Source organism: Pseudomonas sp. WS 5027 (assembly GCF_012985695.1).
Classification (GTDB): domain Bacteria; phylum Pseudomonadota; class Gammaproteobacteria; order Pseudomonadales; family Pseudomonadaceae; genus Aquipseudomonas; species Aquipseudomonas hygromyciniae.
Map to the genome: position 1 here is coordinate 20,955 of NZ_JAAQWU010000009.1, position 25,954 is coordinate 46,908.

At 61.9% G+C, this 25,954-nt stretch carries 24 protein-coding genes and 1 pseudogene; 15 read left to right on the forward strand and 10 right to left on the reverse strand.

Annotated features, from left to right (window positions below; genetic code table 11):
* Positions 1–138 precede the first annotated feature (138 nt).
* Both lptG and lptF read right to left on the reverse strand, forming a co-directional pair.
* Complete coding sequence (gene lptG, locus HBO09_RS12930) at positions 139–1,218, reverse strand: LPS export ABC transporter permease LptG (protein ID WP_169994463.1); 1,080 nt, start codon at positions 1,216–1,218, stop codon at positions 139–141.
* Positions 1,211–2,329 (reverse strand): LPS export ABC transporter permease LptF, encoded by a 1,119-nt coding sequence (gene lptF, locus HBO09_RS12935; protein ID WP_169994464.1) that lies wholly within the window; start codon positions 2,327–2,329, stop codon positions 1,211–1,213. The genes lptG and lptF overlap by 8 nt, the downstream gene beginning before the upstream one ends.
* Before the next feature lie 282 nt (positions 2,330–2,611).
* Here lptF and HBO09_RS12940 point away from each other — a divergent pair, with 282 nt between their 5' ends.
* From HBO09_RS12940 to rlmF, 5 genes are all read left to right on the forward strand, one after another.
* Positions 2,612–4,102, forward strand: coding sequence for a leucyl aminopeptidase (locus HBO09_RS12940; protein WP_169994466.1), 1,491 nt, complete (start codon positions 2,612–2,614; stop codon positions 4,100–4,102).
* An 80-nt stretch (positions 4,103–4,182) separates the two neighbouring features.
* Positions 4,183–4,611, forward strand: a complete 429-nt coding sequence (locus HBO09_RS12945) for a DNA polymerase III subunit chi (protein ID WP_029297488.1) — start codon at positions 4,183–4,185, stop codon at positions 4,609–4,611.
* Between the two features lie 7 nt (positions 4,612–4,618).
* Positions 4,619–5,002, forward strand: a complete 384-nt coding sequence (locus HBO09_RS12950) for a hypothetical protein (protein ID WP_038443104.1) — start codon at positions 4,619–4,621, stop codon at positions 5,000–5,002.
* Between the two features lie 152 nt (positions 5,003–5,154).
* On the forward strand, positions 5,155–8,001 hold the full coding sequence (locus HBO09_RS12955) for a valine--tRNA ligase (RefSeq protein WP_169994468.1): 2,847 nt from the start codon (positions 5,155–5,157) through the stop codon (positions 7,999–8,001).
* A 228-nt stretch (positions 8,002–8,229) separates the two neighbouring features.
* Positions 8,230–9,246, forward strand: coding sequence for a 23S rRNA (adenine(1618)-N(6))-methyltransferase RlmF (gene rlmF, locus HBO09_RS12960; RefSeq protein ID WP_169994471.1), 1,017 nt, complete (start codon positions 8,230–8,232; stop codon positions 9,244–9,246).
* A 197-nt stretch (positions 9,247–9,443) separates the two neighbouring features.
* Here rlmF and HBO09_RS12965 read toward each other — a convergent pair whose 3' ends face one another.
* Positions 9,444–9,725, reverse strand: coding sequence for an HU family DNA-binding protein (locus HBO09_RS12965; RefSeq protein ID WP_122427998.1), 282 nt, complete (start codon positions 9,723–9,725; stop codon positions 9,444–9,446).
* Between the two features lie 396 nt (positions 9,726–10,121).
* Between HBO09_RS12965 and yejK the strand changes: the two genes are divergently transcribed.
* The gene (gene yejK, locus HBO09_RS12970; protein WP_029297499.1) at positions 10,122–11,126 is read left to right on the forward strand and encodes a nucleoid-associated protein YejK; all 1,005 of its coding nucleotides are present in this window, start codon (positions 10,122–10,124) and stop codon (positions 11,124–11,126) included.
* Positions 11,126–11,476, forward strand: a complete 351-nt coding sequence (locus HBO09_RS12975; protein ID WP_169994473.1) for a glutaredoxin family protein — start codon at positions 11,126–11,128, stop codon at positions 11,474–11,476. The genes yejK and HBO09_RS12975 overlap by 1 nt, the downstream gene beginning before the upstream one ends.
* Positions 11,477–11,666: 190 nt before the next feature.
* Here the strand turns inward: HBO09_RS12975 and HBO09_RS12980 are convergent, their stop codons facing one another.
* The 5 genes from HBO09_RS12980 to HBO09_RS13000 all read right to left on the reverse strand — a co-directional run bounded on the left by HBO09_RS12980 (position 11,667) and on the right by HBO09_RS13000 (position 15,302).
* A complete protein-coding gene (locus HBO09_RS12980; protein ID WP_169994475.1) occupies positions 11,667–12,602 on the reverse strand; it encodes a glutathione S-transferase family protein in 936 nt (311 codons plus the stop codon).
* 81 nt (positions 12,603–12,683) lie between these two features.
* Positions 12,684–12,968, reverse strand: a complete 285-nt coding sequence (locus tag HBO09_RS12985) for a GIY-YIG nuclease family protein (protein ID WP_029297505.1) — start codon at positions 12,966–12,968, stop codon at positions 12,684–12,686.
* Between the two features lie 34 nt (positions 12,969–13,002).
* Positions 13,003–13,473: a nuclear transport factor 2 family protein gene (locus tag HBO09_RS12990; RefSeq protein ID WP_169994477.1), complete on the reverse strand. Its 471-nt coding sequence runs from the start codon at positions 13,471–13,473 to the stop codon at positions 13,003–13,005.
* A 272-nt stretch (positions 13,474–13,745) separates the two neighbouring features.
* Positions 13,746–14,381, reverse strand: coding sequence for a response regulator transcription factor (locus HBO09_RS12995; protein ID WP_169994479.1), 636 nt, complete (start codon positions 14,379–14,381; stop codon positions 13,746–13,748).
* A gap of 210 nt (positions 14,382–14,591) precedes the next feature.
* Positions 14,592–15,302 (reverse strand): response regulator, encoded by a 711-nt coding sequence (locus HBO09_RS13000; RefSeq protein WP_346266431.1) that lies wholly within the window; start codon positions 15,300–15,302, stop codon positions 14,592–14,594.
* A 582-nt stretch (positions 15,303–15,884) separates the two neighbouring features.
* Here HBO09_RS13000 and HBO09_RS13005 point away from each other — a divergent pair.
* From HBO09_RS13005 to HBO09_RS13040, 8 genes and pseudogenes are all read left to right on the forward strand, one after another.
* Positions 15,885–16,499, forward strand: a complete 615-nt coding sequence (locus HBO09_RS13005; RefSeq protein ID WP_346266432.1) for a DUF1120 domain-containing protein — start codon at positions 15,885–15,887, stop codon at positions 16,497–16,499.
* 32 nt (positions 16,500–16,531) lie between these two features.
* Positions 16,532–17,152 (forward strand): DUF1120 domain-containing protein, encoded by a 621-nt coding sequence (locus HBO09_RS13010; protein WP_169994483.1) that lies wholly within the window; start codon positions 16,532–16,534, stop codon positions 17,150–17,152.
* A 37-nt stretch (positions 17,153–17,189) separates the two neighbouring features.
* On the forward strand, positions 17,190–17,813 hold the full coding sequence (locus HBO09_RS13015) for a DUF1120 domain-containing protein (protein WP_169994485.1): 624 nt from the start codon (positions 17,190–17,192) through the stop codon (positions 17,811–17,813).
* A gap of 67 nt (positions 17,814–17,880) precedes the next feature.
* Positions 17,881–18,504: a DUF1120 domain-containing protein gene (locus tag HBO09_RS13020; protein WP_262381231.1), complete on the forward strand. Its 624-nt coding sequence runs from the start codon at positions 17,881–17,883 to the stop codon at positions 18,502–18,504.
* Positions 18,505–18,543: 39 nt separating this feature from the next.
* Positions 18,544–19,248 carry a fimbria/pilus chaperone family protein gene (locus HBO09_RS13025; RefSeq protein ID WP_169994487.1) on the forward strand — a complete coding sequence of 235 codons (705 nt, stop codon included), beginning with the start codon at positions 18,544–18,546 and terminating at the stop codon, positions 19,246–19,248.
* A 127-nt stretch (positions 19,249–19,375) separates the two neighbouring features.
* Positions 19,376–21,766 (forward strand): annotated as a pseudogene (locus tag HBO09_RS13030) (fimbria/pilus outer membrane usher protein).
* A gap of 11 nt (positions 21,767–21,777) precedes the next feature.
* Positions 21,778–22,914, forward strand: a complete 1,137-nt coding sequence (locus HBO09_RS13035; RefSeq protein WP_169994489.1) for a DUF1120 domain-containing protein — start codon at positions 21,778–21,780, stop codon at positions 22,912–22,914.
* 23 nt (positions 22,915–22,937) lie between these two features.
* Positions 22,938–23,582, forward strand: a complete 645-nt coding sequence (locus HBO09_RS13040) for a DUF1120 domain-containing protein (RefSeq protein ID WP_169994491.1) — start codon at positions 22,938–22,940, stop codon at positions 23,580–23,582.
* Here HBO09_RS13040 and HBO09_RS13045 read toward each other — a convergent pair.
* Positions 23,579–24,835, reverse strand: coding sequence for a CynX/NimT family MFS transporter (locus HBO09_RS13045; RefSeq protein ID WP_169994493.1), 1,257 nt, complete (start codon positions 24,833–24,835; stop codon positions 23,579–23,581). The genes HBO09_RS13040 and HBO09_RS13045 overlap by 4 nt on opposite strands.
* 346 nt (positions 24,836–25,181) lie before the next feature.
* On the reverse strand, positions 25,182–25,946 hold the full coding sequence (locus HBO09_RS13050; RefSeq protein WP_169851116.1) for an amino acid ABC transporter ATP-binding protein: 765 nt from the start codon (positions 25,944–25,946) through the stop codon (positions 25,182–25,184).
* Positions 25,947–25,954 lie beyond the last annotated feature (8 nt).

Consider the following 25,954-nt stretch of genomic DNA (forward strand, 5'->3'; position numbering starts at 1 on the left):
AAAGGCTGCAGGCAGATTGCCCGCTGAAAAATAGCCGGGAATTGTACCTGATGCTCAGGCCAGACGTCATCTTTGGCGACCAATAACAAAAATGCCCCACTCTTGCGAACGGGGCATTTTTTGTTCAACACACGCGGATCAACCGGCCCGCCGCAGCAGCCAGAACCCGGCCAGGGCACAGATGCCGGTCGGCACCAGCACCGCAAACAGCGGCGAGAAGCCGAATACCAGGCTCGACGGCCCCAGCAGGTCCTGGGCAATGCGGAAGGTGAAACCGACCAATACCCCGGTAAATACACGCTGGCCCAGGGTTACCGAGCGCAACGGGCCGAAAATAAACGAAATCGCCATCAGCACCAGCGCGGCGGTCACCACCGGCTGCAACACCTTGACCCAAAATGCCAGCCAGTAGCGGCCGTTGTTCAGGCCCTGGTCCTTGAGGTAGTGGATATAGCTCCACAAACCGGAGATCGGCAGGCTTTCCGGGATCATCACCACGGTATTGAGCAGTTCCGGCTTTAGGGCAATGTCCCAGGCCTGGGTCGGCTCATTGATGACCTCGGTACTGGCCTCGGTGCCTTTGCCAGGATTGCGGAAATGGGTGGTAGTGACATCGCTCAACACCCACTGGTTGTCACTGAACTGTGCCCGTTTGGCAAAGCTCGACGACAGCATGTGGCGTTCTTCATCAAAGCGATAACGGGTGACACCCACCAGCAGGCCGCCGGGTTGCACCGCGTTGATGTGGATAAATTCGTCACCCTGGCGGTGCCACAGGCCCCGCTTGGAGCTCTGGGCATCGCCCGAGCCCTGGGCCAGCGCACGGTTGGCCTGGGCCGTGGTTTCAGCCGGTGGCGCCACATATTCGCCAATCAGCACGCTGGCAGCCATCAGCAGCAGCATGGGTTTCATCACGGCCCAGACGATACGGGCAATGGACACCCCGGCCGCGCGCATGATGGTCAGTTCGCTGTTGCTGGCCAGGCTGCCCAGGCCGATCAGGCAACCGATCAGTGCGGCCATCGGCATCATGTCGTAGAGCCGGCGCGGCGCGGTCAACGCCACGTAGCTCAATACGTCAGTGACCGTATAGGTATCGGTGACGTTGCCCACTTCATCAATAAAGGCAAACAACGAGGCCAAGCCGAGGATGATGCCCAATACCGCCAGGATGGCGACCAGTACGCTGCTGCCGATGTAGCGATCCAACTTACCCACGAGCCATCTCCTTCATGCCGCGACGGCTCTGCATTTTCAAACGAATCGGTTCCCAATAGAGCAGGCCCAGGCCAATCACCAGGAAGATGCCGTGGACCCACCACAACCCCAGGGTCGGCGACAGCTTGCCCTTCTCCAGGGAGCCACGGGCGGAAATCAGGATGGTCAGGTAGGCCATGTACAAAAGGATCGCCGGCAGCAACTTGAGGAAGCGGCCCTGCCGCGGGTTGACCCGGGACAGTGGCACCGCCATCAAGGTGACGATAAACACCAGCAACGGCAGGGAAATACGCCATTGCAGCTCGGCAATCGAGCGCAGTTCCTTGCTGCCGATCAGGGCCTGGGTCGGAATGGCATCGCGGTCGGTGACCTCGTTGCTCACATCCGGCCGGGCCAGCATGACGCCGTAGGTCTCGTACTTGATGGCACGGTAGTCGGCCTGGCCGGGGCTGCCGTCGTAGCGGTAGCCGTTTTCCAGGATCAGGTAGCGGCTGCCGTCCGGACGCACTTCCTGGCGCCCGCTATCGGCCACCAATACGGAAATGCCACGGTCTTTCTTGTCCTGGCCCAGGCGTTTCTCGGAGATGAATACGCCGCCGAGGTTGGCCCGATCATCGGTCATGCGCTCGGTGTAGGTCACCCGGGTGCCGTCGTTGAGTGCCTGGAAGCGGCCCGGCTCGAGGGTGTCGAACTCGGTCATGGCGTCCTGTTTGTTGAGCACCAGTTGGAATTGCATGGCGCCCTGGGGGGCCAGGCTCAGGCTCAGCCAGGCCACCACCAGCGCCACGCCGGTGGCCGGGACCATGGTCATGGCCAACAGGCGCTGCTGACTCATGCCGGTGGCCGACAGTACGGTCATCTCGCTTTCAAGGTAGAGCCGGCCATAGGCCAGCAGAATCCCGAGAAACAGGCCAAGGGGCAGGATCAGTTGCAGGAAGCCTGGCAGGCGAAAGCCCATGATCAGGAACAGCGAACCCGGATCCAGGGCACCCGAGGCAGCCTGGGCCAGGTATTTGACGAAGCGACCACTCATGATGATGACCAGCAATACCGCACTCACGGCACTCAGGGTCAGCAGGACTTCGCGGGACAGATAACGGAAGACGATCAAACCAGACACTCCAGGGTTGTCAGGCTAAGGCGGCCAAACAAGCAAGCATATCAAGTCGCCCCGTTGACACGGGCCGGCGAAAAAGATGGCGCATTATCCTGTGATTGTCGGCGCCTGTCACGGAGCTTGCTCACACCGGCGCACAAAGCTGGCTTCAAGGGTTGTCAGGCTCGGGCGGCGCGGTACAAACTGCGGGCTTTGTCGCGGTCACCCACAGGTGGCCCAGCCTACAGGCCGGAGTACAGACTCCAGGCTCTTTGACCTTATATAAGGGACCCGAACATGGAATTGGTTGTAAAAAGCGTTAGCCCCGAAACGTTGAAGACCGCCACCCTCGTGGTCGCCATCGGCGAAGGCCGCAAGCTCGGCGCTGCTGCCAAGCAAGTCGATGAGCTGAGCGGTGGCGCCATCAGCGCCGTACTCAAGCGTGGCGACCTGGCCGGCAAAGTCGGGCAAAGCCTGCTGCTGCAAAGCCTGCCCAACCTTAAAGCCGACCGCGTATTGCTGGTAGGCGTGGGCAAGGACGCGGAACTGGGCGACCGTCCGTTGCGCAAGATCATCAGCGCCATCCTCAGCACCCTCAAGGGCCTGGGCGGCAGCGATGCGGCACTGGCGCTGGACGAAATCGTAGTCAAGGGCCGCGACAGCTATGGCAAGACCCGCCTGCTGGCCGAAACCCTGCTGGACGGTGGCTACACCTTCGATCAGTTCAAGAGCCAGAAAGCCGAGCCCCGCGCCCTGAAGAAAGTCACCCTGCTGACCATCAAGGCTGCCCAGGCCGAAGTGCAGCGCGCCGTCACCCACGCCCAGGCCATTGCGGCCGGCATGGCGTTCACCCGCGACCTGGGCAATATGCCACCAAACATCTGCCACCCCACCTACCTCGGCGAACAGGCCAAGGCCCTGGGCAAAGAGTTCAAGGGCCTGAAAGTCGAGGTCCTCGACGAGAAGAAGATCAAGGAACTGGGCATGGGCTCGTTCTATGCCGTGGGCCAAGGCAGCGACCAGCCACCACGCCTGATCGTCATGCAATACAACGGCGGCAAGAAAGCCGACAAGCCGTTCGCCCTGGTCGGCAAAGGCATCACGTTCGACACCGGCGGCATCAGCCTCAAGCCGGGCGCCGGCATGGACGAGATGAAGTACGACATGGGCGGCGCCGCCAGTGTCTTCGGCACCCTGCGCGCCGTGCTGGAACTCAAGCTGCCGATCAACCTGGTGTGCATCCTGGCCTGTGCCGAGAACATGCCGAGCGGCGGTGCTGCGCGCCCAGGCGACATCGTCACCACCATGAGCGGCCAGACCGTGGAAATCCTCAACACCGACGCCGAAGGCCGCCTGGTGCTGTGCGATGCCCTGACCTACGCCGAGCGCTTCAAGCCGCAGGCAGTGATCGATATCGCGACCCTGACCGGTGCCTGCATCGTCGCCCTGGGCTCCCATACTTCGGGCCTGCTGGGCAACAATGACGAGTTGATCGAGCAACTGCTCAGCGCCGGCAAGGCTGCCGACGACCGCGCGTGGCAACTGCCGTTGTTCGATGAGTACCAGGAACAACTGGACAGCCCATTCGCCGACATCGCCAACATTGGCGGGCCAAAGGCCGGCACCATCACCGCCGCCTGCTTCCTGTCGCGCTTTGCCAAGAACTTCAACTGGGCCCACCTGGACATCGCCGGCACCGCCTGGACCAGCGGCGGCAAGGACAAGGGCGCTACCGGTCGTCCGGTTCCGCTGCTGACCCAGTACCTGCTGGATCGCGCCAAGGCCTAAACATCACGGCCCCTGCTTGACCCTGTAGGAGCGAGCTTGTCTCCTACAGGTAAAGCGTGCAGGCTGCTGCAGGACATGTAATGACCCAAGTCGACTTCTATATATTGCCCAGCGCCGATCCCTCGGCTCGCCTGGACTTTGCCTGCAAACTCACGGAAAAGGCCTGGCGCATGGGCCACCGTATCTACCTGCATTGCAGCGATGCCGCCCAGCGCGACGACCTCGATGCCCGCCTGTGGCGCTTCAAGGGTGAGAGCTTCGTGCCCCACGGCCCCGCAGAATCGGAGCCAGAGGGGCTGGTGGTGCTGGGCTTGGGCGACAGTTGTGGTGATCACCATGACCTGTTGGTCAACCTGGACCTGAAAGTGCCAGCCTTTGCCAAGGGTTTCGCCCGTGTGGCAGAAGTGGTGGTGGAAGACCCGGCTATTCGTCAGGCCGCGCGGGAGAGTTTCCGTTTCTACCGCGAACAGGGCTATTCTCTGCAAGATCACCGATTACAGCGACTCTGAGCACATGATGGACACTTCAAACCCGCTAAAACCCTCTGACCACCTGCTGGACGACCTTGAGTCGATCCGTCAGTTGCTCGGTGATGACAACCTGCAACCGCCGCTGCTGACCGATACCGTGGCGGAAGAGGTACAGATCCCCCTGCTGTTCGATATGGTCGGCGCCAAGCCCGCCGCAGCCGAGCCTGTCGAGCCGCCCGTCGTCCAGGCAGAGCCCGCCGCCGAAAAAGCCCCCGATGCCCTGCTGCTGCACCTGGACAACGAACTGCGCGCCGCTGCGCAATTGATCATGCAGGACGTGATCGACGACTTCGCCCCGCATATCGAAACCGAGATCAAGCGCCGGATGGATGCGCGCATGGAGCGGTTGCTTAGCCAGTACCAGTCCTAAGCCACATAGATATCCCCTGTAGGAGCGGGCAAGCCCGCTCCCACATTTGACCCGCGCCAGCCTTAGCCCCTCTCTTCGTCTCGCCCTCTCCCCTATCCCTCGTTATACTTGCCGGCTTTCCTGAATAAATGCCAACTAGGGTCCCGCCGCGCATGGATAAGACCTACCAGCCGCACGCTATTGAAACTTCCTGGTACCAAACCTGGGAGTCCGAGAACTATTTCGCTCCGCAAGGTGCGGGCGAGTCCTACACGATCATGATCCCGCCGCCGAACGTCACCGGCAGCCTGCACATGGGTCACGGTTTCAACAACGCGATCATGGACGCCCTGATCCGTTTCCGCCGCATGCAGGGTCGCAACACCCTGTGGCAGCCGGGCACCGACCATGCCGGTATCGCCACCCAGATGCTGGTGGAACGCCAACTGGAAGCCACCGGCCAGAGCCGTCACGACCTGGGCCGCGAGAAATTCCTGGAGAAGATCTGGGAGTGGAAGGACCAGTCCGGCGGCAATATCAGCCGTCAGATCCGTCGCCTCGGCTCGTCCGTAGACTGGAGCCGCGAGCGCTTCACCATGGACGATGGCCTGTCGGAAGCGGTCAAGGAAGCCTTCGTACGCCTGCATGAAGATGGCCTGATCTACCGCGGCAAGCGCCTGGTCAACTGGGACACCAAGCTGCACACGGCGATTTCCGACCTTGAAGTGGAAAACCACGACGAGAAAGGTTTCCTGTGGAACCTCAAGTACCCGCTGGCCGACGGCGCCAAGACCGCCGAAGGCAACGACTACCTGATCGTCGCCACCACCCGGCCGGAAACCATGCTCGGTGACTCCGCCGTGGCCGTTAACCCGGAAGACGAACGCTACAAGGCCCTGATCGGCAAATTCGTCGAACTGCCACTGGTTGGCCGGCGCATCCCGATCATCGCCGATGATTACTGCGACCCTGAGTTCGGCACCGGTTGCGTGAAAATCACTCCGGCCCACGATTTCAACGACTATGAAGTCGGCAAGCGCCACAACCTGCCGCTGCTGAACATCTTCGACAAGAACGCCGCCATTCTGCCGGCCTGCCAGGTGTTCAACCTCGACGGCACGCTGAACGACAGCATCGACGGCAAGATCCCGGCCCAGTTCGCCGGTCTCGACCGTTTCGAAGCGCGCAAGCAGATTGTTGCCGCCTTCGATGCCGCCGGCTTGTTGGTCAGCGTAGATGACCACGCCCTGAAAGTACCGAAAGGCGACCGTTCCGGCACGGTGATCGAGCCGTGGCTGACCGACCAGTGGTACGTGTCCACCAAGCCGCTGGCAGAACCTGCGATTGCTGCCGTGGAAGATGGCCGTATCCAGTTCGTCCCCAAGCAGTACGAAAACATGTACTTCTCGTGGATGCGTGACATCCAGGATTGGTGCATCAGCCGTCAACTGTGGTGGGGCCACCGGATTCCGGCCTGGTACGACGAGTCAGGCAAGGTCTATGTCGGCCGCGATGAAGCCGAAGTGCGGGCCAAGCACAACCTCGGCCCGGACGTGGCGCTGCAACAGGACAACGACGTACTGGACACCTGGTTCAGCTCAGGCCTGTGGACCTTCTCGACCCTGGGCTGGCCACAGCAGACCGAGTTCCTGAAGAAATTCCACTCCACCGACGTGCTGGTCACCGGCTTCGATATCATTTTCTTCTGGGTTGCCCGGATGATCATGCTCACCATGCATTTGGTGAAGAACGAGGACGGCACCCCGCAGGTACCGTTCAAGACCGTGTACGTGCACGGCCTGGTGCGTGATGGCCAGGGCCAGAAGATGTCCAAGTCCAAGGGCAACGTCCTTGACCCGCTGGACATCATCGACGGCATCGACCTGGAAACCCTGGTGCAGAAACGCACCTCGGGCCTGATGCAGCCGAAACTGGCGAAAAAGATCGAGAAGCAAACCCGCGACGAGTTCGCCGACGGCATCGCCAGCTACGGCACCGACGCCCTGCGCTTCACTTTCTGCTCGCTGGCGTCCACCGGTCGTGACATCAAGTTCGACATGGGCCGCGTCGAAGGCTATCGCAACTTCTGCAACAAGATCTGGAACGCAGCGCGCTACGTGCTGGACAAGGGCGAAGACTGCGGCCAGAACGGCGAAGCCTATGAACTGAGCCTGGCTGATCGCTGGATCATCTCGCAGTTGCAGCGCACCGAAGCCGAAGTGACCCGCCAACTCGACCAGTTCCGTTTCGACCTGGCCGCCCAGGCGCTGTACGAGTTCATCTGGAACCAGTATTGCGACTGGTACCTGGAACTGTCCAAGCCGGTGCTGTGGGACGAGAACGCGCCGATCGAGCGCCAGCGCGGCACCCGCCGTACCTTGGTACGCGTGCTGGAAGTGGCGCTGCGCCTGGCGCATCCGTTCATGCCGTTCATCACCGAAGAAATCTGGCAGCGCCTCGCGCCGCTGGCCGGTATCGAAGGCAAGACCATCATGCTGCAACCTTGGCCAGTAGCCAATGAAGCACGCATCGACGAGGCCGCCGAAAGCGATATCGAATGGCTCAAGGCCCTGATGCTTGGCACGCGCAACATCCGCGCCGAGATGAACATCGGCCCGGGCAAGCCATTGGCGGTGTTCGTGAAGAACGCCAGCGCCGAGGACCAGCGCCGTCTCACCGAGAACGACGCCCTGCTCAAGAAGCTGGCCAAGCTGGAGTCGATCACCGTATTGGCGGCTGGCGCCGAAGCACCGCTGTCCGCTACCGCACTGGTCGGCGAGATGGAAGTGCTGGTGCCGATGGCCGGCCTGATCGACAAAGGTGCCGAACTGGCGCGTCTGGACAAGGAAATCCTGCGTCTGCAAGGCGAAGTACAGCGCGTGGGCGGCAAGCTGTCCAACGCTGCCTTCGTGGACAAGGCCCCGGCCGAAGTCATCGACAAGGAACGCGCCAAGCTGGCCGAAGCCGAACAGGCGTTGGGCAAGCTGGCGGAGCAACATGCGCGGATTTCCAGCCTGTAAGGGCCGGCCTGCGTTAAAAAAGAGACCTTCGGGTCTCTTTTTTTGGGTGTTGAAAACCCAATCAATGTGGGAGCGGGCTTGCTCGCGAATGCGGTATATCAGACACATACCCAATAACTGACACACTGCATTCGCGAGCAAGCCCGCTCCCACATTTAACCGAGATCAACTTCGGAATGTGTGACAATACCCACCACTTTTGAAGCAACCCCAGAATCGACGTAGCCCATGACCGCCCCCAGCACGCCAAAACCTCCGCGCAAGAAGCCTAAAACCGCAGCCACGGCCAAGCCCGTCGTGCCGCGCAAGGAAGCGACCCTGCACCCGCGCAACCGCCACCAGGGCCGCTACGACTTCCCCGCGCTGATCAAGACCACGCCAGAACTGGCCCAGTTTGTGATCCTCAACCCCTACGGCAAGGAAAGCATCGACTTCGCCAACCCGGACGCGGTGCGGGTGTTCAACCGGGCGCTGCTCAAGGCGTTTTATGGTGTGCAGCACTGGGATATCCCGGCTGACTACCTGTGCCCACCGGTGCCAGGGCGTGCCGACTACGTACACTTCCTCGCCGACCTGCTGGCCAGCGTCAACGACGGCAAGATTCCCCGTGGCTCAATCGTCAAGGTGCTGGACATCGGCATGGGCGCCAACTGCGTCTACCCGCTGATCGGCTACATGGACTACCGCTGGAACTTCCTCGGCTCCGAGATTGACCCGACAGCCGTCGCCGCCGCCAAGGCCATCGTGCAGTCCAATGACCTGAGCAAGGTCATCCAACTGCGCCAGCAAACCAATCCCAAGCATATTCTGCTGGGGCTGCTGGAGCCGGGTGAGCGGTTTGACCTGACCATGTGCAACCCGCCCTTCCATGCCTCCATGGACGAAGCGACCAAAGGCAGCGAGCGTAAATGGCGCGCCCTGGGCAAGGCTGACCCCAAGCGCAAGTTGCCAGTGCTGAACTTCGGCGGCCAGTCGGCAGAGCTGTGGTGTGAAGGCGGTGAAGCGCGGTTTGTCACGCAATTGATCGCCGAAAGCGCGCATTTCGCCCATAAAGTGCTGTGGTTCAGCACCCTGGTGTCAAAAGCCTCCAACCTGCCTGCCATCGAGACCGCCCTGAAAAAAGCCGGTGTCCTGGAAAGCCAGGTAGTGGAGATGTCCCAGGGCCAGAAACAAAGCCGTTTTGTGGCCTGGACCTTCCAGACCAAGAACGAGCAGCAGATCTGGCGCCAGCGCTGGGTGCGCTGACCCCGCTCTTGTAGGAGCGAGCTCGCTCGCGAAAAACGCCAACGCACACGTGTCCATTCTGGATGAACGCGTCGTTCTCAGGTTCTTCGTCGGAACGCCGCCCGGAGACAAGCTCGCTCCTACAGATAAAACAGGAAATGCAGGCAACAAAAAACCGTGCCCGGATCGCTCCGGTGCACGGTTTTTTTTACTGCGTCTTACTTGTTGATCGCGTCGGTCAGGCCTTTGGCCACAACCAGCTTGATCACTTTCTTGGCAGCGATTTCGATGGCAGCGCCAGTCGAAGGGTTACGGCCGGTACGGGCTGGACGCTCGGTCACTTTCAGTTTGCCAACACCTGGCAGAGTGATTTCGCCACCGTTTTCCAGCTGGTCAGCAACAACTTGGCTCAGTTGGTCCAGCAGAGCGCGCACGGTAGTTTTCGGTGCGTCTACTGCTTCAGCCAGGTCAGCGATCAGTTGGTCTTTAGTAATAGCCATTGTGGTGTTCCTTCCCTATCAAATTCATTTGGATTGCAGAGTGCAGTGTCAGCCATCGAGCCCGACCGTCATGGCCTGGCACCCCTGGCCATAACCGCGAGAGATCGGGGTTATAGATGCTTGAAACGGGGTTTGGTTCGACCTGACAAATGCTGAATGCACGCTTAACGCCGAGACATCGCGTAAGACGGGGCAAAACTAGCACAGAGACGGGGAAATATCCGCTTCTACCTACCCATTTGGTCAGCTTTATCGCTCTAAACCGTGAAAAAAAGGCATATGGGCCGTCAGAGGCCTCCCGAAACCGCTTCAAACGACGCCGCGACCAACGGGTGCGGTACACTGGCGACTTTTTCCGGGAGGCCAACCGCTCCCGCTCAACCAGCCGAGAAGCCCATGCCGATCCGTCATTGCATCGTCCACCTGATCGACAAAAAACCCGACGGCACGCCCGCAGTTCTCCATGCCCGCGACTCTGAATTGGCCGAGTCCGCTGCCATCGAGAACATGCTCGCCGACCTCAACGAGAGCTATAACGCCAAACAAGGCAAGGCCTGGGGTTTCTTCCACGCCGAGTCCGGCGCGCACCCGTTCAGCGGCTGGTTGAAGGAATACTTCGATGGCGGCAAGGATTTCACCGCCTTCAGTCGGATTGCCGTGGAACACCTGCAAAAGCTGATGGAAGAGTCCAACCTCTCCGTCGGCGGTCACGTGCTGTTTGCCCACTATCAACAAGGCATGACCGACTACCTGGCCATCGCCCTGCTGCACCACAGCGAAGGCGTGGCAGTGACCGACGAGTTGGACGTGACGCCGTCGCGCCACCTGGACCTGGGCCAGCTGCACCTGGCAGCACGCATCAACGTGTCCGAATGGCAGAACAACAAGCAGTCCAAGCAGTACATCTCATTTATCAAGGGCAAGAACGGCAAGAAGGTCTCGGAGTACTTCCGCGACTTTATCGGCTGCCAGGAAGGCGTCGATGGGCCAGGTGAGACCCGCACCCTGCTCAAGGCCTTCAGCGACTTCGTCGAGAGCGAAGACCTGCCAGACGAGTCCGCCCGCGAGAAAACCAAGACCCTGGTGGACTACGCCAGCAGTCAGGCCAAGCTCGGCGAACCCATGGGCCTGGAAGAACTGTCGGGGCTGATCGATGAAGATCGGCCAAAAGCGTTCTACGACCATATCCGCAACAAGGATTACGGCCTGTCCCCGGAAATCCCGGCGGATAAACGCACCCTCAACCAGTTCCGCCGCTTCACCGGGCGCGCCGAAGGGCTGTCGATCAGCTTTGAAGCGCACTTGCTGGGCGACAAGATCGAGTATGACGAAGCCGCCGGCACCTTGATCATCAAGGGGCTGCCGACCCAGCTCACCGACCAGCTCAAGCGTCGTAACTGATGCTTGGCGGGGTTCTGAAGAAAGTCCTGCTGGTATTGCTGGTGGTGGTGGCGATCCAGAACTGGGGCAAGATCGAGCGGCTGTTCAACCCCTCGCAGGTGGTCCCGGAGCAAACCCGGGCGTCTGCGCGGGTGGTGCTTTATGCCACCGACTGGTGTGGCTACTGCAAGCAGATCCAGCGATTCCTGGATCAGAAGGGCATTCCCTACAAGAGCGTCGATATCGACAAGGATCCTGAAGGCCGCAAGGCCTATCAGGCGCTGGGCGGCGGCGGGATTCCGTTTGTGGATGTGAACGGCACGCTGATTCGCGACTACAACCCGGACGCGATCCTGTCTGCCCTCAAATAACTGTGGCGAGGGGGCTTGTCCCCCGTTGGGCTGCGCAGCGGCCCTAAACCCAGGCGCTGCGGTCTGCCTGATAAAAAGCGGCGGTCTTACTGGGGCTGCTGCGCAGCCCAACGGGGGACAAGCCCCCTCGCCACTGAAACATCCAACCTGCACCACAGATACACCTAACCCACACCACTGAACATCCAACCTACAGCTGCTGGATACCGAACCCCAGGCGCGGGAAGTGCACATGTACGGTGCCGCCGCGCTCGTCTTCGCGGCGCAGGATCAATTCTTCACGACCGGCAAACAGCAACTCGCCCGCCACCGGGTCCACACCGTAGTCTGTCGCGGCAATGGTCACTTGCTGGCCCACCTTGAACCCGTTGGGGTCTTCAAACACCTCGTCCGGCAACGCCGCAGGCGCGCTATCGCGGGCGATTTCCAGTGCCTGGCTGGCACTCATCTCGCTGGCGGTGCCATGCCCAAAGCCCAGCACCCGAGCAAGCCAGGCGCCGACAACCGGATAGTTATCCACCAGCGGCGACGTCACCGACGAGCCCTTGAGGAACCACAGCGGATGGGCCATGGAGAAGTCGGCAATCGACGGTTCGCCAAACAGGAAATCCCCCGACTGGCGCTGCAACTGTTGCTCCAGCCGCGCAATGATGGCCGGCCACTGGTGCCGGGCCACGTCCAGTTGCACACGGCTGGCGCTGCCATCGCCAAACATCTTGCTGCGGTCGGCAACCAGCACCTGCAGCAAATGCGGCGGCACCTTGGCAAATTTCACCGCCAGGGATTCGGGTTGGAACACCAGAGCCACGGCGTGGGAAAACACCACCGAATCGGCCCAGGCCGCAAAGCTCTGGCTGACCAGTTCCTGACCTTCGGGAAACAGCGCAGGCGTGGCCTTTTCCTGTTCCAGGCGGCGTGCGATCAGCGCAGTGTCACAATAAATATCCGCACCGACCTGCAGCACCGGTGTTTTGCGGTAGCCGCCGGTCAGGGCCGTCAGGTCGGGCTTGGGCATCACCGGAGGAATGGTCACCGATTGCCAGGACAGCCCTTTGAAGCCCAGGAGCAGGCGGGCTTTTTCCGCGAAGGGGGATTGGGGGTAGTGGTGCAGGATCAACTCAGACATGCCGGACTCCGCCAGATGAAGGAACCGCCAGCTTATCGTGCAAAAACCCAGGGGCCTACCCATTGGCCTGATGGGAACCGATCAGTCAGATTGATAAGCCCGCGCCAGACACTCCTTGGCGCTTTTCTTGAGCTTTTTTATCAAGCGTTCCTGGCGCAAGGCCTCGCCCTTGCTTGCGCAGGCCTCGGTGTACACCAGCGCCACCGCCGGGCTGGAAAGAAAGAACCGCGCGCCTTTGCCGCTTTGATGGGTCGCAAAGCGGCGCACTGGATCATTGCTGATCCCGCAATAGAGTGAGCCATTGGCGGCACGGACCAGGTAGACAAACCAGGGTTTCGGTACGGCGGGTTCAGGCGAACTGTTCACGAAGTATTGACCAGCGAAAAGAGCGTCAATCTTATCAACGACCGGCCTGGAACGCTTTCAAGCCTTTCAATGCCTGCGCCCGCACGGCGTTGCGTACCAGTGGCGTCCAGCCCAACAACAGGCCCTTGGTACCGAGTGCCTGGCGCGACCAGCGCCACAGGTCAAAGTGATCGTGGTGCTCGCAGATCTTGCCTTCACGGAACACGAAGCGTGCCTGGATATCGTTGACCACGGTGTTGCCGGTCTGGCTGAACAGGTATGTCGCCACCCAATGGGCGCTGCCGGTGGTGTCGTCGCTGCGCACTTGGTCAAAGGTCAGGGAAAAGTCCTTGGCCCGGGTGGTGAGCATGCGCCACATATCGCCGGCATCGCGTCCACGCAGTTCACCAAATGCAGGATCGCTGAACAGCACGTCGTCGGTGTAGCAAGCGCTCATGGCTTCAGCATCCAGACGTTCAAAGGCGCTGTAGAACTCGGCAATCAGGGCGTTGTGGGCATCACTCATGGGCAGCTTCCAAAAGAGAGGTAGTCAAGCCAAGCACTGTACCCGTGTCGAGCGGGCCGTGGCGAGCGGGCTTGTTGTGGCGAGCGGGCTTGCCCCGCGCTGGGCTGCGCAGCAGGCCCAAAACCAGCCAGCTCGGTTTGCCTGAAGAACCTCGGTGGGTTTGGGTTTGGGTTTGGGTTTGGGTTTGGGGCTGCTGCGCAGCCCAGCGGGGGACAAGCCCCCTCGCCACAAAAAGTCCGTTTAACCACAACAGCAGGCTTGCCAACATCCACCTAAGGCACCATCCCGCAGTTACGCGCATAGGCAAACAAATCCACATCGGTGGAAATGCACAGGCGTTGCATCGCGGTACTTTTCTGCTTGCTGATCGTGGAAATACTGCGATTGACCCGTGCGGCGATCTGGCTGACGGTCAAGCCGCTGGCCAGCATCCGCACCACTTCCCGCTCTTTGCCCGACAACTGCGGCAGTTGTGACTGATCCCCCGTCCCGGCTTCCACCAATTGCACCCGCAGGCACTCGCTGGCAAAGGTCTGGCCGCCGATCACGGCGTTGATGGCCTGCGGCAACTCCCTGGCCGACGCGCTCTTGGCCACGATGGCGCGGGCGCCATGGGCGAGGGAGGCACGCAGGGTGGCGACATTGGCGAACATGGTTACCAGGATGACCGGCAACTCCGGATACTGACGGGCCAGCAGGCTCAACAAGCCATAGCCGTCAGCCTGCTGCCCTCCAGGCATGGCGAAGTCGGTGACCAGAACATCGCACGGCGTAGTACTCAACAGCCTGAGCAGCGCGTCGGGGCCGTCGGCCTCCCCCACCACTTTGCAGCGACCGTTCGCCTCGATCACCACTCTCTGCCCGATACGGACAATGGGATGATCGTCAGCAATAATTACTCGAAGCATAGATACCCACGGATGATGGCTACTTGAATCCGCGCAAAATAACCCCGCTGGCGATCCTCAACAACCGTCCAGAATGAGCCCCCCAGGGCGGCGTCCCGTGTTTTGTAGTTACAAATTTTTTCCCTACATAACAAAAGGAAAATCCCTACAGCCAAAAACCAGACAGCCAGGTTGCCAAATACGTATCGACACAAGTTGCCGCCATCGCCCTTACAAACTGCGCAAAGACTCAAGACACCGCCGCAAATCCATCCGGAATGCCTGCAACGCTGGAGCGTGCACCAATACGCCATCGGCATGAACTTGCTCAATCAGCTTCACCCCTCTGAACTCAAGGTCCGTCCCGCCCAAAAACGCCAGACTGCCTACCAGGCGATGCAACCGCTGCGCGGTCAATCCAGCGTTCAGGGTGCAACAGGCTTGATCGAGGATCGCAAAGTCTTCCCAGGCCTCGTCCAGCAGGCTGGGGAGCATTTGTTCGACGACCTGCTCATTGCCGAAGGTTTGCACTAGGTGCGCACGCGTCGGCCATCCTCCGGCCCAGAGCCCGCCCCACGCCGGCGAAGTACCCGGCAACCAGCGCACCAACACCGCGTGCAGTTGCTCCAGCGCCAGCGGCTTGAGCAGCCAGGCGTCCATGCCGGCGTCGCGGCACCGTTGCGGGTCGTCATTTTGCAGATTGGCAGTCAAGGCAATGATCGGCACGCGCTTGAGCCCCTTGCGCTGCTCATGCTGGCGAATGGCGCGGGCCATGCGGTAGCCATCCATCTGCGGCATTTGGCAGTCGCTGATAATCAGGTCGAAAGGCCGGTTGAGAACCGCCAACAGCCCCTGGCAGCCATCGCCCACGGCTTCATGCCCGACGCCCAGCTTTTGTAGAAAGTAGCCCAACAGCGCGCGATGAGCGGAGTGGTCGTCCACGACCAAAACGTTCAGATGCGCGGCTGGGGGAGGCTCCGACGTTCGGCCCTCCCCGGCGGTTGAACGGACCAGAGAGCCCATGTACACCCCTTGCGCGCTATCGGACTGGAGACAGGCAGCCCCCTGAGATCACAACCTCCGGCAGCGCTGGCGTAATAGGCAAGACGACACGGTGCAGCACCGAGAAAAGAACGTATGTAACTATCATCGCCGCAAAAATATAGCCTTTCGGATGTTCCTACGCCGATACAACAACTACGAAAAACAACTTTCCTACAGCACTGAAAACCTATTCTTACAGACTTCCCGCAAGACGGCCCATTGTCGTATTTGTTGTATTTGCCCCCTGCCCCGCCCTCGCTAAATTGCGCCCCACCCCAGAGAGGGACGGCTCGCCACCCTTCGTGCCAGCCACCAATAAACCATGCTCTGCAAACCGCCCGCCCATTGAAGGCCAGGCCTTGCCGTGCATCTTTTTTATCGATCAGCCTTGCAGTGGACAATTGAAATGAACACCTCCCGACACCGGATGAGCGCCACCCCCAACGTCCTTTCGACACCCGCGAATCAGGCCCTGTGACCGTGAACACTTTTACCTCTCGCCTCATGGTTGCGTTGCTGTTCACACCGTCGGTATTTGCAGCCAGCTCCGTCGAACTGGCCGTCAGGGGGAAGATCACCCCTAGCGCCTGTACGCCCGCATTCGCTGGCAGCAACATTATCGAACACGGAAAAATCGCCGCCAAAGACCTGGTGCAGAACAACCCCACGCCCCTGCCCGTAGCCACCGTGAAACTGTCGATCACTTGCGAGGCCAGCACGTTTTTCGCGATCAAGCCCATCGACAACCGCAGCGGTACCTCCACCTCTCCCTTCAACTTCGGCCTGGGATTTGTCAACGGCGACAAAAAGCTCGGCAGCTTCAATCTGACGCCCAAGAACATGCTTGCCGACGGCATCGGCGTGCAGCCAATCGCATCAATGGACGGCGGCAAGACCTGGTATGCCGAGTGGGGATGGGAACTGTGGACGCTGTGGGGCGCGGGCGCCATGGACGACGCGTCCACCCCGCTGCCATCCAAAGTGTTGGAGATGGACATTGAGGTCGGTACCACCATCGCCCGCGCCGATAGATTTGACCTGAGCGAAGAGGTCGCCATCGACGGCTCGGGCACCCTGGAAGTGGTGTACCTGTAGCCCCCGTTTCACTCACAAGGAAGGTCCATTGGATGAAACTCTCCAGCGCAATACCTCTGGTTGCACTGTTGTTCGCCACATCGTCGGTATCGTTGGCCGCCAGTGACACAGAGCTGGTCGTCAAGGGGGCGATCACCCCCAGCGCCTGCGAACCGATGATCTCCGGTGAGGGGCTGATCGATTTTGGAAAAATGTCGGTCAAGCAACTCAATACCGACGCGTACACCACCCTCCCCCGGGAAACCCTGGATTTTCAAGTGCTGTGCGAGGGACCGACCTTTTTCACTTTCAACACCATTGATAACCGCTCTGGCTCCTCTGCCCACAACGAGGGCTATCACGGCCTGGGCATGACACCCAACGGTGAAAAACTGGGGGGGGCCGGATTTGGTATCTACCAACTGGTCGCCGATGACGTGAGCAGACGCCCCATTATCTCAACGGACGGCGGCGTGACCTGGCAGCGCGCCTCGCTTGTCAGCCCCCAGGTGTTGACGGCTGTCGCCACCGACGGCGAGCTGGCGCCCATTGCCGTGCGGGAGCTGAAGGCAACGCTTTCGCTATTCACCCACATCGCCCCCGCCGACAGCCTGACGCTAACTGACGAAGTCCCTCTGGATGGCAACGTCACCGTGCAAGTCAATTACCTCTGACGGCTTGAACAGACCCACTTAAAAGGAACTTATCCCGATGAAAACCCTGCTGACCACCCTGGCCACCAGCGCTCTGCTGCTCGGCTCCACCGCCACCTTCGCCGCCTCCACCGTCGACCTGGTCGTCAAAGGCAAGATCATTCCTGCGGCCTGCACCCCCGGACTGTCCAGGGGTGGCGTGATCGACCACGGCAAGATCTCCGCCAAAGATCTGCGACCGGATAACCCGACGCAAATCGGCAGCCACGTGCTCAATATGACGGTCGACTGCGACGCGCCGATCCTGTTTGCCCTGCATTCGATCGACAACCGCGCCGCCTCGTCATTGATGCCTGAGGTCTACGGCCTGGGTTTCATCAATGGCAACCAGAAACTTGGCTGGTACTCCCTGCAACTGCTCAACCCGGTGGCCAATGACGGCGTCGTGGTGCAACCGATTGCCTCCGGCAACCAGGGCAACACCTGGTACCGCGAAAAGAACTGGGAACCTGCCCTGTACATGTCGGTGGCCTCGATGGATGACGACACCCAGCCCCTGCCGGTCGAGAAACTGGAGCTGGACCTGCAGGTGTTCACTAGCATCGCCCGCACCGACGGCCTGGATCTGAGCAATGAAGTGACCATCGACGGCTCCGCCACCCTTGAAGTGAAGTACCTGTAACCATGCCCGCCCATGCCCCGGACTCGTGCAGGCATGGGCGGCGCCCACCTGTGCCAGTGACTGACCGATGAATACACGCACCCATGTCGTTGCAGTGCTGCTGTCTGTGGCCGTCACCACCCAGGCCAATGCGGTTTCCCATGTCGACCTCACGGTGACCGGTCGATTGACCCCGGATGCCTGCCATATCGAGCTGTCTGATCAGGGCACCATTGAGCATGGAGAAATCCCCACCTACCGGCTCAATACCCACGAACCCACGGTGTTGCCCAGCCAGAAGCTGGACCTCACGGTGAACTGTGCAAGGCCGATGCTGTTCGCGCTGGTCGGTATCGACAACCGCCAGGGCTCTTCGCCGGCTCCCGATACATTCGGCCTGGGCGTCAACCCGCATGCCCCGGACCAGGCCCTCGGTGCCGTGACCCTGACCTACCGCGCCACCCTCGGTGATTTACGGCCGATGCAGGTGCTGGCCTCCCGCGACAACGGCGAAACCTGGGCCCCCCAGGCCGAGGCACCTCCACAAGCCTATATGGGCTTTGCTGAGGCGGGTGCGCGCCAACCGGATTTCATCAGCCAACTGTTCACCCAACTGTGGGTGGACACCGCCATCAATGCCGCGCGCTACCTGACCCTGGATCAGGAGGTGCCGCTCGATGGTTCCATCGTCCTGGATCTGCGCTACCTCTGACGCTCGCCCCTTTATGTTGCCCCAACGGAACCCGCTGTCATGACCACGACATTTTCAACGACCGCTGTCGGTCTTATTGCCTTGCTGCTCATGCTCGGCAATCAAGTCAAAGCCGACGGGATGGTGCCCGACACCTCCGTGGTGATCGTTCACGAAGCCGACGGCGAAACCGCTGTGTCGGTGACCAATACCGACAGTCAACTCGCGCTGCTGCACGTCACCCTGCAGGACATCCCCGAAGACAAAGAACCCTTGCTGGTGGTGACGCCGCCCTTGGCCCGGGTGGAGGCGTCCAAATCGCAATTGGTGCGCTTCATCCTGCAAAACAAGACACCGCTGCGCACCCAGCGCCTCAAGCGCGTGGTGTTTGAAGGCATGCCCCAGGGCCGTGCCGCACCGGCTGCCGGGCATGCCCGGGTGGGTGTGACCGTGCGCCAGAATCTGCCGGTGATCGTGCATCCCAAGGGCCTGCCGCTCCACCGCACGCCCTGGACCGAGCTGACCTGGACCCTGCGCGACGGCCGATTGCACGTGCGCAACGACACCCCCTACGTGGTGCGTATGGCCCAGGACCTGCGCCTGCTGCCCGGCGACGGCAGGGCCATGCTGCCGCGCAACTATGTGTTACCGGGCGAAAACCTGAGTGTGCCGGCCACCGGCGGCCCAGCCACCAAAGTCCGACTGCAGCCGGCCACGGTGTACGGGTTTGCCGTCAAAGCCTACGAAGCACCGCTGAGCCTCTGACGGAACCACCACAGACGCCGCAGCAGATCGGCGCGGGATAAAGAAGTGGCGGCGCATCAACCGTTACCGCAACGCCCGCCAGCACCGGAATAACCGGGCCGGGACGTTCACCCTTTGAGTGCCTTGCGTGAAAACAGTATTGAATTACCGTGACGGCGTAGCCGTGCCCATGGCCGTGCTGCTGTGGCTACTGCCGGCTCCGGCCTGGGCCACCGGTTTTGACGCCCAGACCCTGCAGCAGCGCGGCATTGATCCGCAGTTGGCCAGCCTGTTGCTCGACGCTCCGCGTTTCACCGCCGGGCAACACGCCATCAGCCTGCGGGTCAATGGCCAGCGGCGCGGGCGGCTGCAGGTCAGTTTCGATCAACAGGGCAACCTGTGCTTCGATCGGACGCTGCTCGACGCGGCTAACCTGGTCATCCCTGAAGGCACTGCGCACTGCCATGACTTCCTCGCGCAGTATCCACAAAGCCTGGTGGAGCCAGACCCGGCCACGCTGACCGTGACGCTGGTGGTGCCCACCGACGCCCTGCGTCCGGTGCCACAGGATATATCGGGCTATGAAACCGGCGGCTTCGCTGGCTTGCTCAATTACGACCTCAGTGGCTTCTACAACCGCTATGGCGACGACGCCAGCCGGTTTGGCTCGGCCAACACCGAGGTGGGGTTCAACGCCGGTGACTGGATCGTGCGCAGCCGCCAGGTCCAGACCTGGCAGGATGGCCAGTCAAGCAGCACCCACCTGGAGGCCTATGCCCAGCGCACGTTCGCTAGCCACTAGGCGGTGCTCCAGGCCGGGCAGATCAGCCTGTACAACCCGGTGCTGGCCGGGGCGCAGATCACCGGCGTGCAGGTCCTCACCGAGCACGCCCTTCAAGAGCAAGGCCAGGGCGCCGTGATCGAAGGCATCGCCAACAGCCCTGCACAAGTGGAAGTGCGGCAGAACGGCGCGTTGATTCATTCCACCGTGGTGCCCGCCGGACCTTTTTCCCTGAACGATGTGCGCCGCCTGAATACCCGTTCAGACGTCGAAGTCACGGTCAGGGAAAGTGTCGGCGGCGACCGGCGCTTTACCGTGCCGGCCGCGATGCTCGGTCTTGGGTTGCCGGCACCGGGCTACGCGGTGGCGGCCGGTCGGGTGCGCAATGTCGGCGATACCGAAGGGGACGCGCCGTGGGTGGTGAGCGCCGGCTGGACAGGAACCGTGCATCCGCAACTGACCCTGGGCGCCGGGGTATTGGCGGCCAGCGAATACGGTTCGGCCGGTTTGAGCCTGGGCTGGCTGCCGTGGCTGGACAGCCAGTTGCAGCTGTCGACGCAACTGTCCAACACCCACTCGCGGGAAAAGGCCTCCGGGGTGCAGACGGACCTTGCCTGGTCCCAGCGCCTGAGTGAAAGTTGGTCATTGGGCGCCAGCAACTCCTGGCGCAGCATGGGCTATCGCGAGCTGGAAGAAAGCACCTACGAACGCAACGAGCAGTCGCAACGCTCACGCTACCGCGATCAACAAAGCCTCAATCTGGGTTGGTCCCATCCTCGGCTGGGCGCCTTCAGCGCCGGGCTCTCCCGCTCGGCCAACTTCGCCGGAGACAGCAGCCGCCGTGCCTTGTTGGCCTGGGGCACCAGCGTCGGCGCCGTATCGTTGTCGGTCAGCGCCGAATGGCAAATGGGCGGCTACGCGCAACAGGACAACGCGGTGTACCTGAACATCAGCGCGCCCCTGGGCGAGAAGCGCAGGGTACGCAGCTGGTCACGCTACAACGGCGGCGAGAACCGCACCGGCGTGGGGTTGAACGAGCAGATCGACGATCAACTGAGCTATCACGTCAGCGCCGAGCGCGATTCCCGCGACCGTCAGGTCGAAACCTCCGTCGGCCTTTCGGCACTGCCGCGCTACAGCCAGCTGGATGTGAGTTACAGCCGCTCCGATGCCGAGCGTTCAAGCTATCAGGGCGGTGCCCGGGGTGGGGTGGTGATGCATGGCAGCGGCGTGACGTTTTCCCCGTATCCGGTGCGCGACACCTTCGCCCTGGTCGCCGTGGGCGATATGAGCGGCATCCGCATCAGCACCCCCAGCGGCCCGGTCTGGACCGACTGGCAAGGCCAGGCCGTGGTGCCGCAGGTCACCGCCTATGGCCGCAGCCCGGTGGAAGTCCAGACCCGCTCGCTGCCGCGCAATGCCGATATCACCAATGGCCTGGCAATGATCTCCGCCGGACGTGGGGCGGTGGATCGGGTCGAGTTTGGCGTGGGCCTGACCCGCCGCGTCTTGCTGACCGTCAGCACCGAGCATGGCGCGCCGTTGCCGCCGGGCGCTTCGGTCAACACCGCCGAGGGTGAGTTCATCACCCTGGTCCAGGACGGTAGCCAGGTCTTCCTGCCCAATGTGATCGATCAACCGACCCTGTGGATAACACTGCCGGGGGGCCAACGTTGCCAGTTGCGCTACACACTTGCGCAAAAGGCCGACCCCTCGGTGTACTTCGAAACTGCCCCGGCCCGTTGCCACGCGCCTTGAGGACGACTGCCATGCCCCTTACCCGTTTGCGCCACTTGAGTTTCTGGCTATTGATCGGCGCTGCCGGCACCGCCCATGGGCTGGAGGAATGCCAACTCAACCTCAGCGAACCGTCGGTGGATTTCGGCCTGATGAGCCGCCTGTCCCAAAACGACAGCGCGCCCGAACGCCTGCTGGGCGAGCGTCGGCTGAACCTGACGTTCAATTGCCCCCAGGCCGGCGACTTGAGTCTGTTCTACCGCGCCCTCGCAGCCTCGACTGAGCGCCTGCAATTTACCGAGCACGGCAGCTACCAGATCGAGGTCAGTCACGGCGTCCTGGACGGGCAGGCGGTGGAGTTGGGCCTGATTCCAGGCCTGCGCCAGCCACCGGTGAGCAGCGGCACCGTGCTCAACTGGCGCAGCGGGCATGGGATCGCCCCGGTCGAACACGGGGCCGTGCGGGCGGGCAAAAACCTGTCGCTGCAATTGACCCTGCGCGCCTGGGCCGATCCTGCGGCCACCCATGTGCGTGACGCCACCACCTGGGAAGTCTCTGGCCTCTTCTTCAGCGCCAGCCACGGGCGCTATCGGGAGTTGGCGCTACGGGCGCACTTTGCACCGGTCGCCTGCCACCCGTCGTTGTCCGACCAGGGGGTGGTGGACTACGGAACTCTGTTCGCCAAGAACCTCAACCCCACCGACGAAACGCCCTTGCCCATCCGCACCCTGCGCCTGGGTGTGACGTGCGATGCACAAACACGCTTTGCCTTGCGCATGCATGACAACCGGGATGGCTCGGCCACCGGCGGCACCGATGAAACCTCCTATGGCCTGGACCTGGACGCCAGCCACAACAAAATCGGGCGCTTTTACATGACCATCGACCCCGCCGAGTTCAGTGCCGACACCCTGGGCACGCTGTACCGGACCGACTCCACCAGTAACGGCGCGGCCTGGAGCAGTTCCAGCGCACGCCAGATTCCCATGGGCGCCAACAGCTATATGGGCTTTACCGACAGGAGCGGCCTGACCACCGGCCCCGTGGCGATCCAGACCCTGGCCGGCACCGTGCGGATCAAGACCTACCTGGCCCCCATGCAGTCGCTGGACCTGCGCCAGGTGGTGCACATCAACGGTTCCGGCACTCTCGAAATCATCTACCTGTAACCCGACCCCACGAGGCGTGCGCCATGAAACTCGTTGCCCTATCCCACCTGTTGCTGCTGGCCTGTGCGCAATCGGCCCTGGCCGTGTCGACGGTGGACCTGAGCGTCCACGGCCAGATCATTCCCAGCGCCTGTACGCCGCTGTTGTCCAGCGGTGGTCTGATCGACTACGGCAAGATCTCCCGCCAAGACCTGAACCTTGCGCAAGGCACGCGCCTGCCGCTCAAAACCCTGCACCTGAGCGTCAACTGCACCGGGCCCAGTCGCTATGCCTTGCGCATGCGCGACAACCGCGACGGCTCGGCCACGGTCAATAGCGAGATTTACTACGGGTTGGGATTCGACACCGCCGGCAATCGCCTCGGCCTCTACTCCATGAGCTTCGACCCGCGCCAGACCCAGGCCGACAGCACCGCGCAGATCTACGGCACCGAATCCACCACCGGCGGCCTGGGCTGGCGCACCGCCAACCTGAACCCCATCGACATCGGTGCCAACAGCTACCTGGGCTTTACCGACATCGAGAGCAGTGTCGCCGGGCCGTCAGCCATCACCACCCTGAGCACCACCGTGCAGATCCACACGGTTATCAATGCCCGGCAGAACCTGGACTTGAGCGTTGAAACCGACCTCGATGGCTCGGCGACGCTGGAAGTGGTGTACCTCTAGAGCCTCTGGCTGGTGACATGAACATAGCGGGCGCGCCCGGCACCGAGGCCGGCGATGATCGCTCCCGCGCCCAGCAGCGCGAAGATCCAGCCGGTCGCCGCCCAGCCACCGGTCCAGTCATGCACCAGGCCCACCGCCAGCGGGCCAAGGGAGGCCAGGGTGTAACCGATGCCCTGGGCCATGCTCGACAGGTTGGCGGCCACATGGGCATCCCGTGAGCGCAGCACGATCAAGGTCAGCGCCAGGCTGAACGTACCGCCCTGGCCCAGACCCAAGACAATCGCCCAGCCCCACAGGCCATCGAGCGGCGCATACAGGCAACCGAACAGGCCGCCGAGGGTCAGCAGCATCACCACCACAATGGCCAGGCGCTGGTCCTTGCCACGGGTGGCCAGCCACGGCGCGGCCAGGGAACTGGCCAGTTGCACGATCACCGATCCCGACAGCACCAGCCCGGCCTGGGTCGCGCTCAAGCCACGGTCGATCAGGATCGACGGCAGCCAGCCAAACACGATGTAGGCCAGGGAGGATTGCAGGCCCATGTATAACGTCACTTGCCAGGCCAGGGGATCACGCAACAAACCGCGCACTCGATAGGCCACTTGATGGCCACCCTGCTTCTGTCCGACCTGAGGCAACCAGCACAGCGCCGCCAGCAGTGCCGGCACCATCCAGAAGCCCAGGCCGATTTTCCAGCTGTCGCCAAAATGCTGGCTCAACGGCACCGTGGCACCGGCGGCGAGCGCCGCGCCCAGGCACAGGGCCATGGTGTAGACACCGGTCATGACCCCTGCATGCCGGGCAAAGTCACGCTTGACGATCCCGGGCAACAGCACGCCGATGATGCCGATGCTGGCCCCGGCCAGCAGGCTGCCGGCGAACAACCCGACAGCGCCTAGCGAGCTGCGCAGGATGATCCCCGCCGCCAGTGTCAGCAAAATCCCCAGCACCACCCGTTCGGCGCCGAAACGGCGGGCCAGGACCGGCGCCAACGGCGCAAACAGGCCCAGGCACAGAACCGGCAGCGTCGTCAGCAACCCAGCCCTGGCCGCCGAGAGACCGAGGCTGTCGGACACGTCGTTGAGCAAGGGCGCCATGCTCGACAATGCCGGACGCAGGTTCAACGCCACCAGCACCAACCCCAGCAGCAACAGCCAGGCCCGGCTGACGACCGGCTGACTGTGCTGCACCTGGTCATCATCGGCTTCGGCGTCGATCAGCAATTCTTCAAGTGCATTTTCTGGGCGGGGCATGGTGCTCTCGGGTTCAAGGCGGGATTGTGCGCGAGGGAACCATGGTAATGCCCTGCACCACTTTGTGGCGAGCAGGCTTGTTGTGGCTAGCCCTCGGCCACAACAACAGGGATCTAGATCAATGCAGAACCCGGCTGAGAAACAACCGGCGCCGCCTGTTCGACGGGTTCACTCAGGTTTGCTGTGGCGAGCGGGCTTGCCCCGCGTTGGGCTGCGTAGCAGCCCCAAGAGCACCACCGAGGAGTGTCAGGTGTAACCAGGGGGGTGGTTTGGGGCTGCTGCGCAACCCAGCGCGGGACAAACCCGCTCGCCACAAGCAAGCAGGCTTACCACAGCGGGGGGTGGATTAATGCAGGATCTGACTCAGGAACAACCGGGTCCGCTCGTTCTGCGGGTTGTCGAAGAAGTCGTTCGGCGCCGCCTGTTCGACGATTTCGCCCTTGTCCATGAAGATCACCCGGTTGGCCACGGTGCGCGCAAAGCCCATCTCGTGGGTCACGCAGAGCATGGTCATGCCGTCTTCGGCCAGGCCGATCATGGTGTCGAGGACTTCCTTGACCATCTCCGGATCGAGGGCCGAGGTCGGCTCATCGAACAGCATGATCTTGGGCTTCATGCACAACGCCCGGGCAATCGCCACGCGTTGTTGCTGGCCACCGGACAATTGCCCCGGAAACTTGTGAGCCTGCTCCGGGATGCGCACGCGCTCCAGGTAGTGCATGGCAATTTCCTCGGCCTTGCGCTTGGGCATCTTGCGCACCCACATCGGCGCCAACGTGCAGTTCTGCAGGATGGTCAGGTGTGGGAACAGGTTGAAGTGCTGGAACACCATCCCCACTTCGCGGCGCACGGTTTCGATCTGCTTGAGGTCGTTGGTCAGCTCCACGCCATCGACCACAATGCGCCCCTGCTGGTGCTCTTCCAGGCGGTTGAGGCAGCGGATGGTGGTGGACTTGCCCGAACCCGACGGGCCGCACAGCACGATGCGCTCGCCCTGCTTGACGTTGAGGTTGATGTCTTTCAGTACATGGAACTGGCCGTACCACTTGTTGACGCCCTGCATCTGGATAATGCCTTCAGGGCTCACCGGCTGTTTGATCGCTTCGCTCATAACAACAA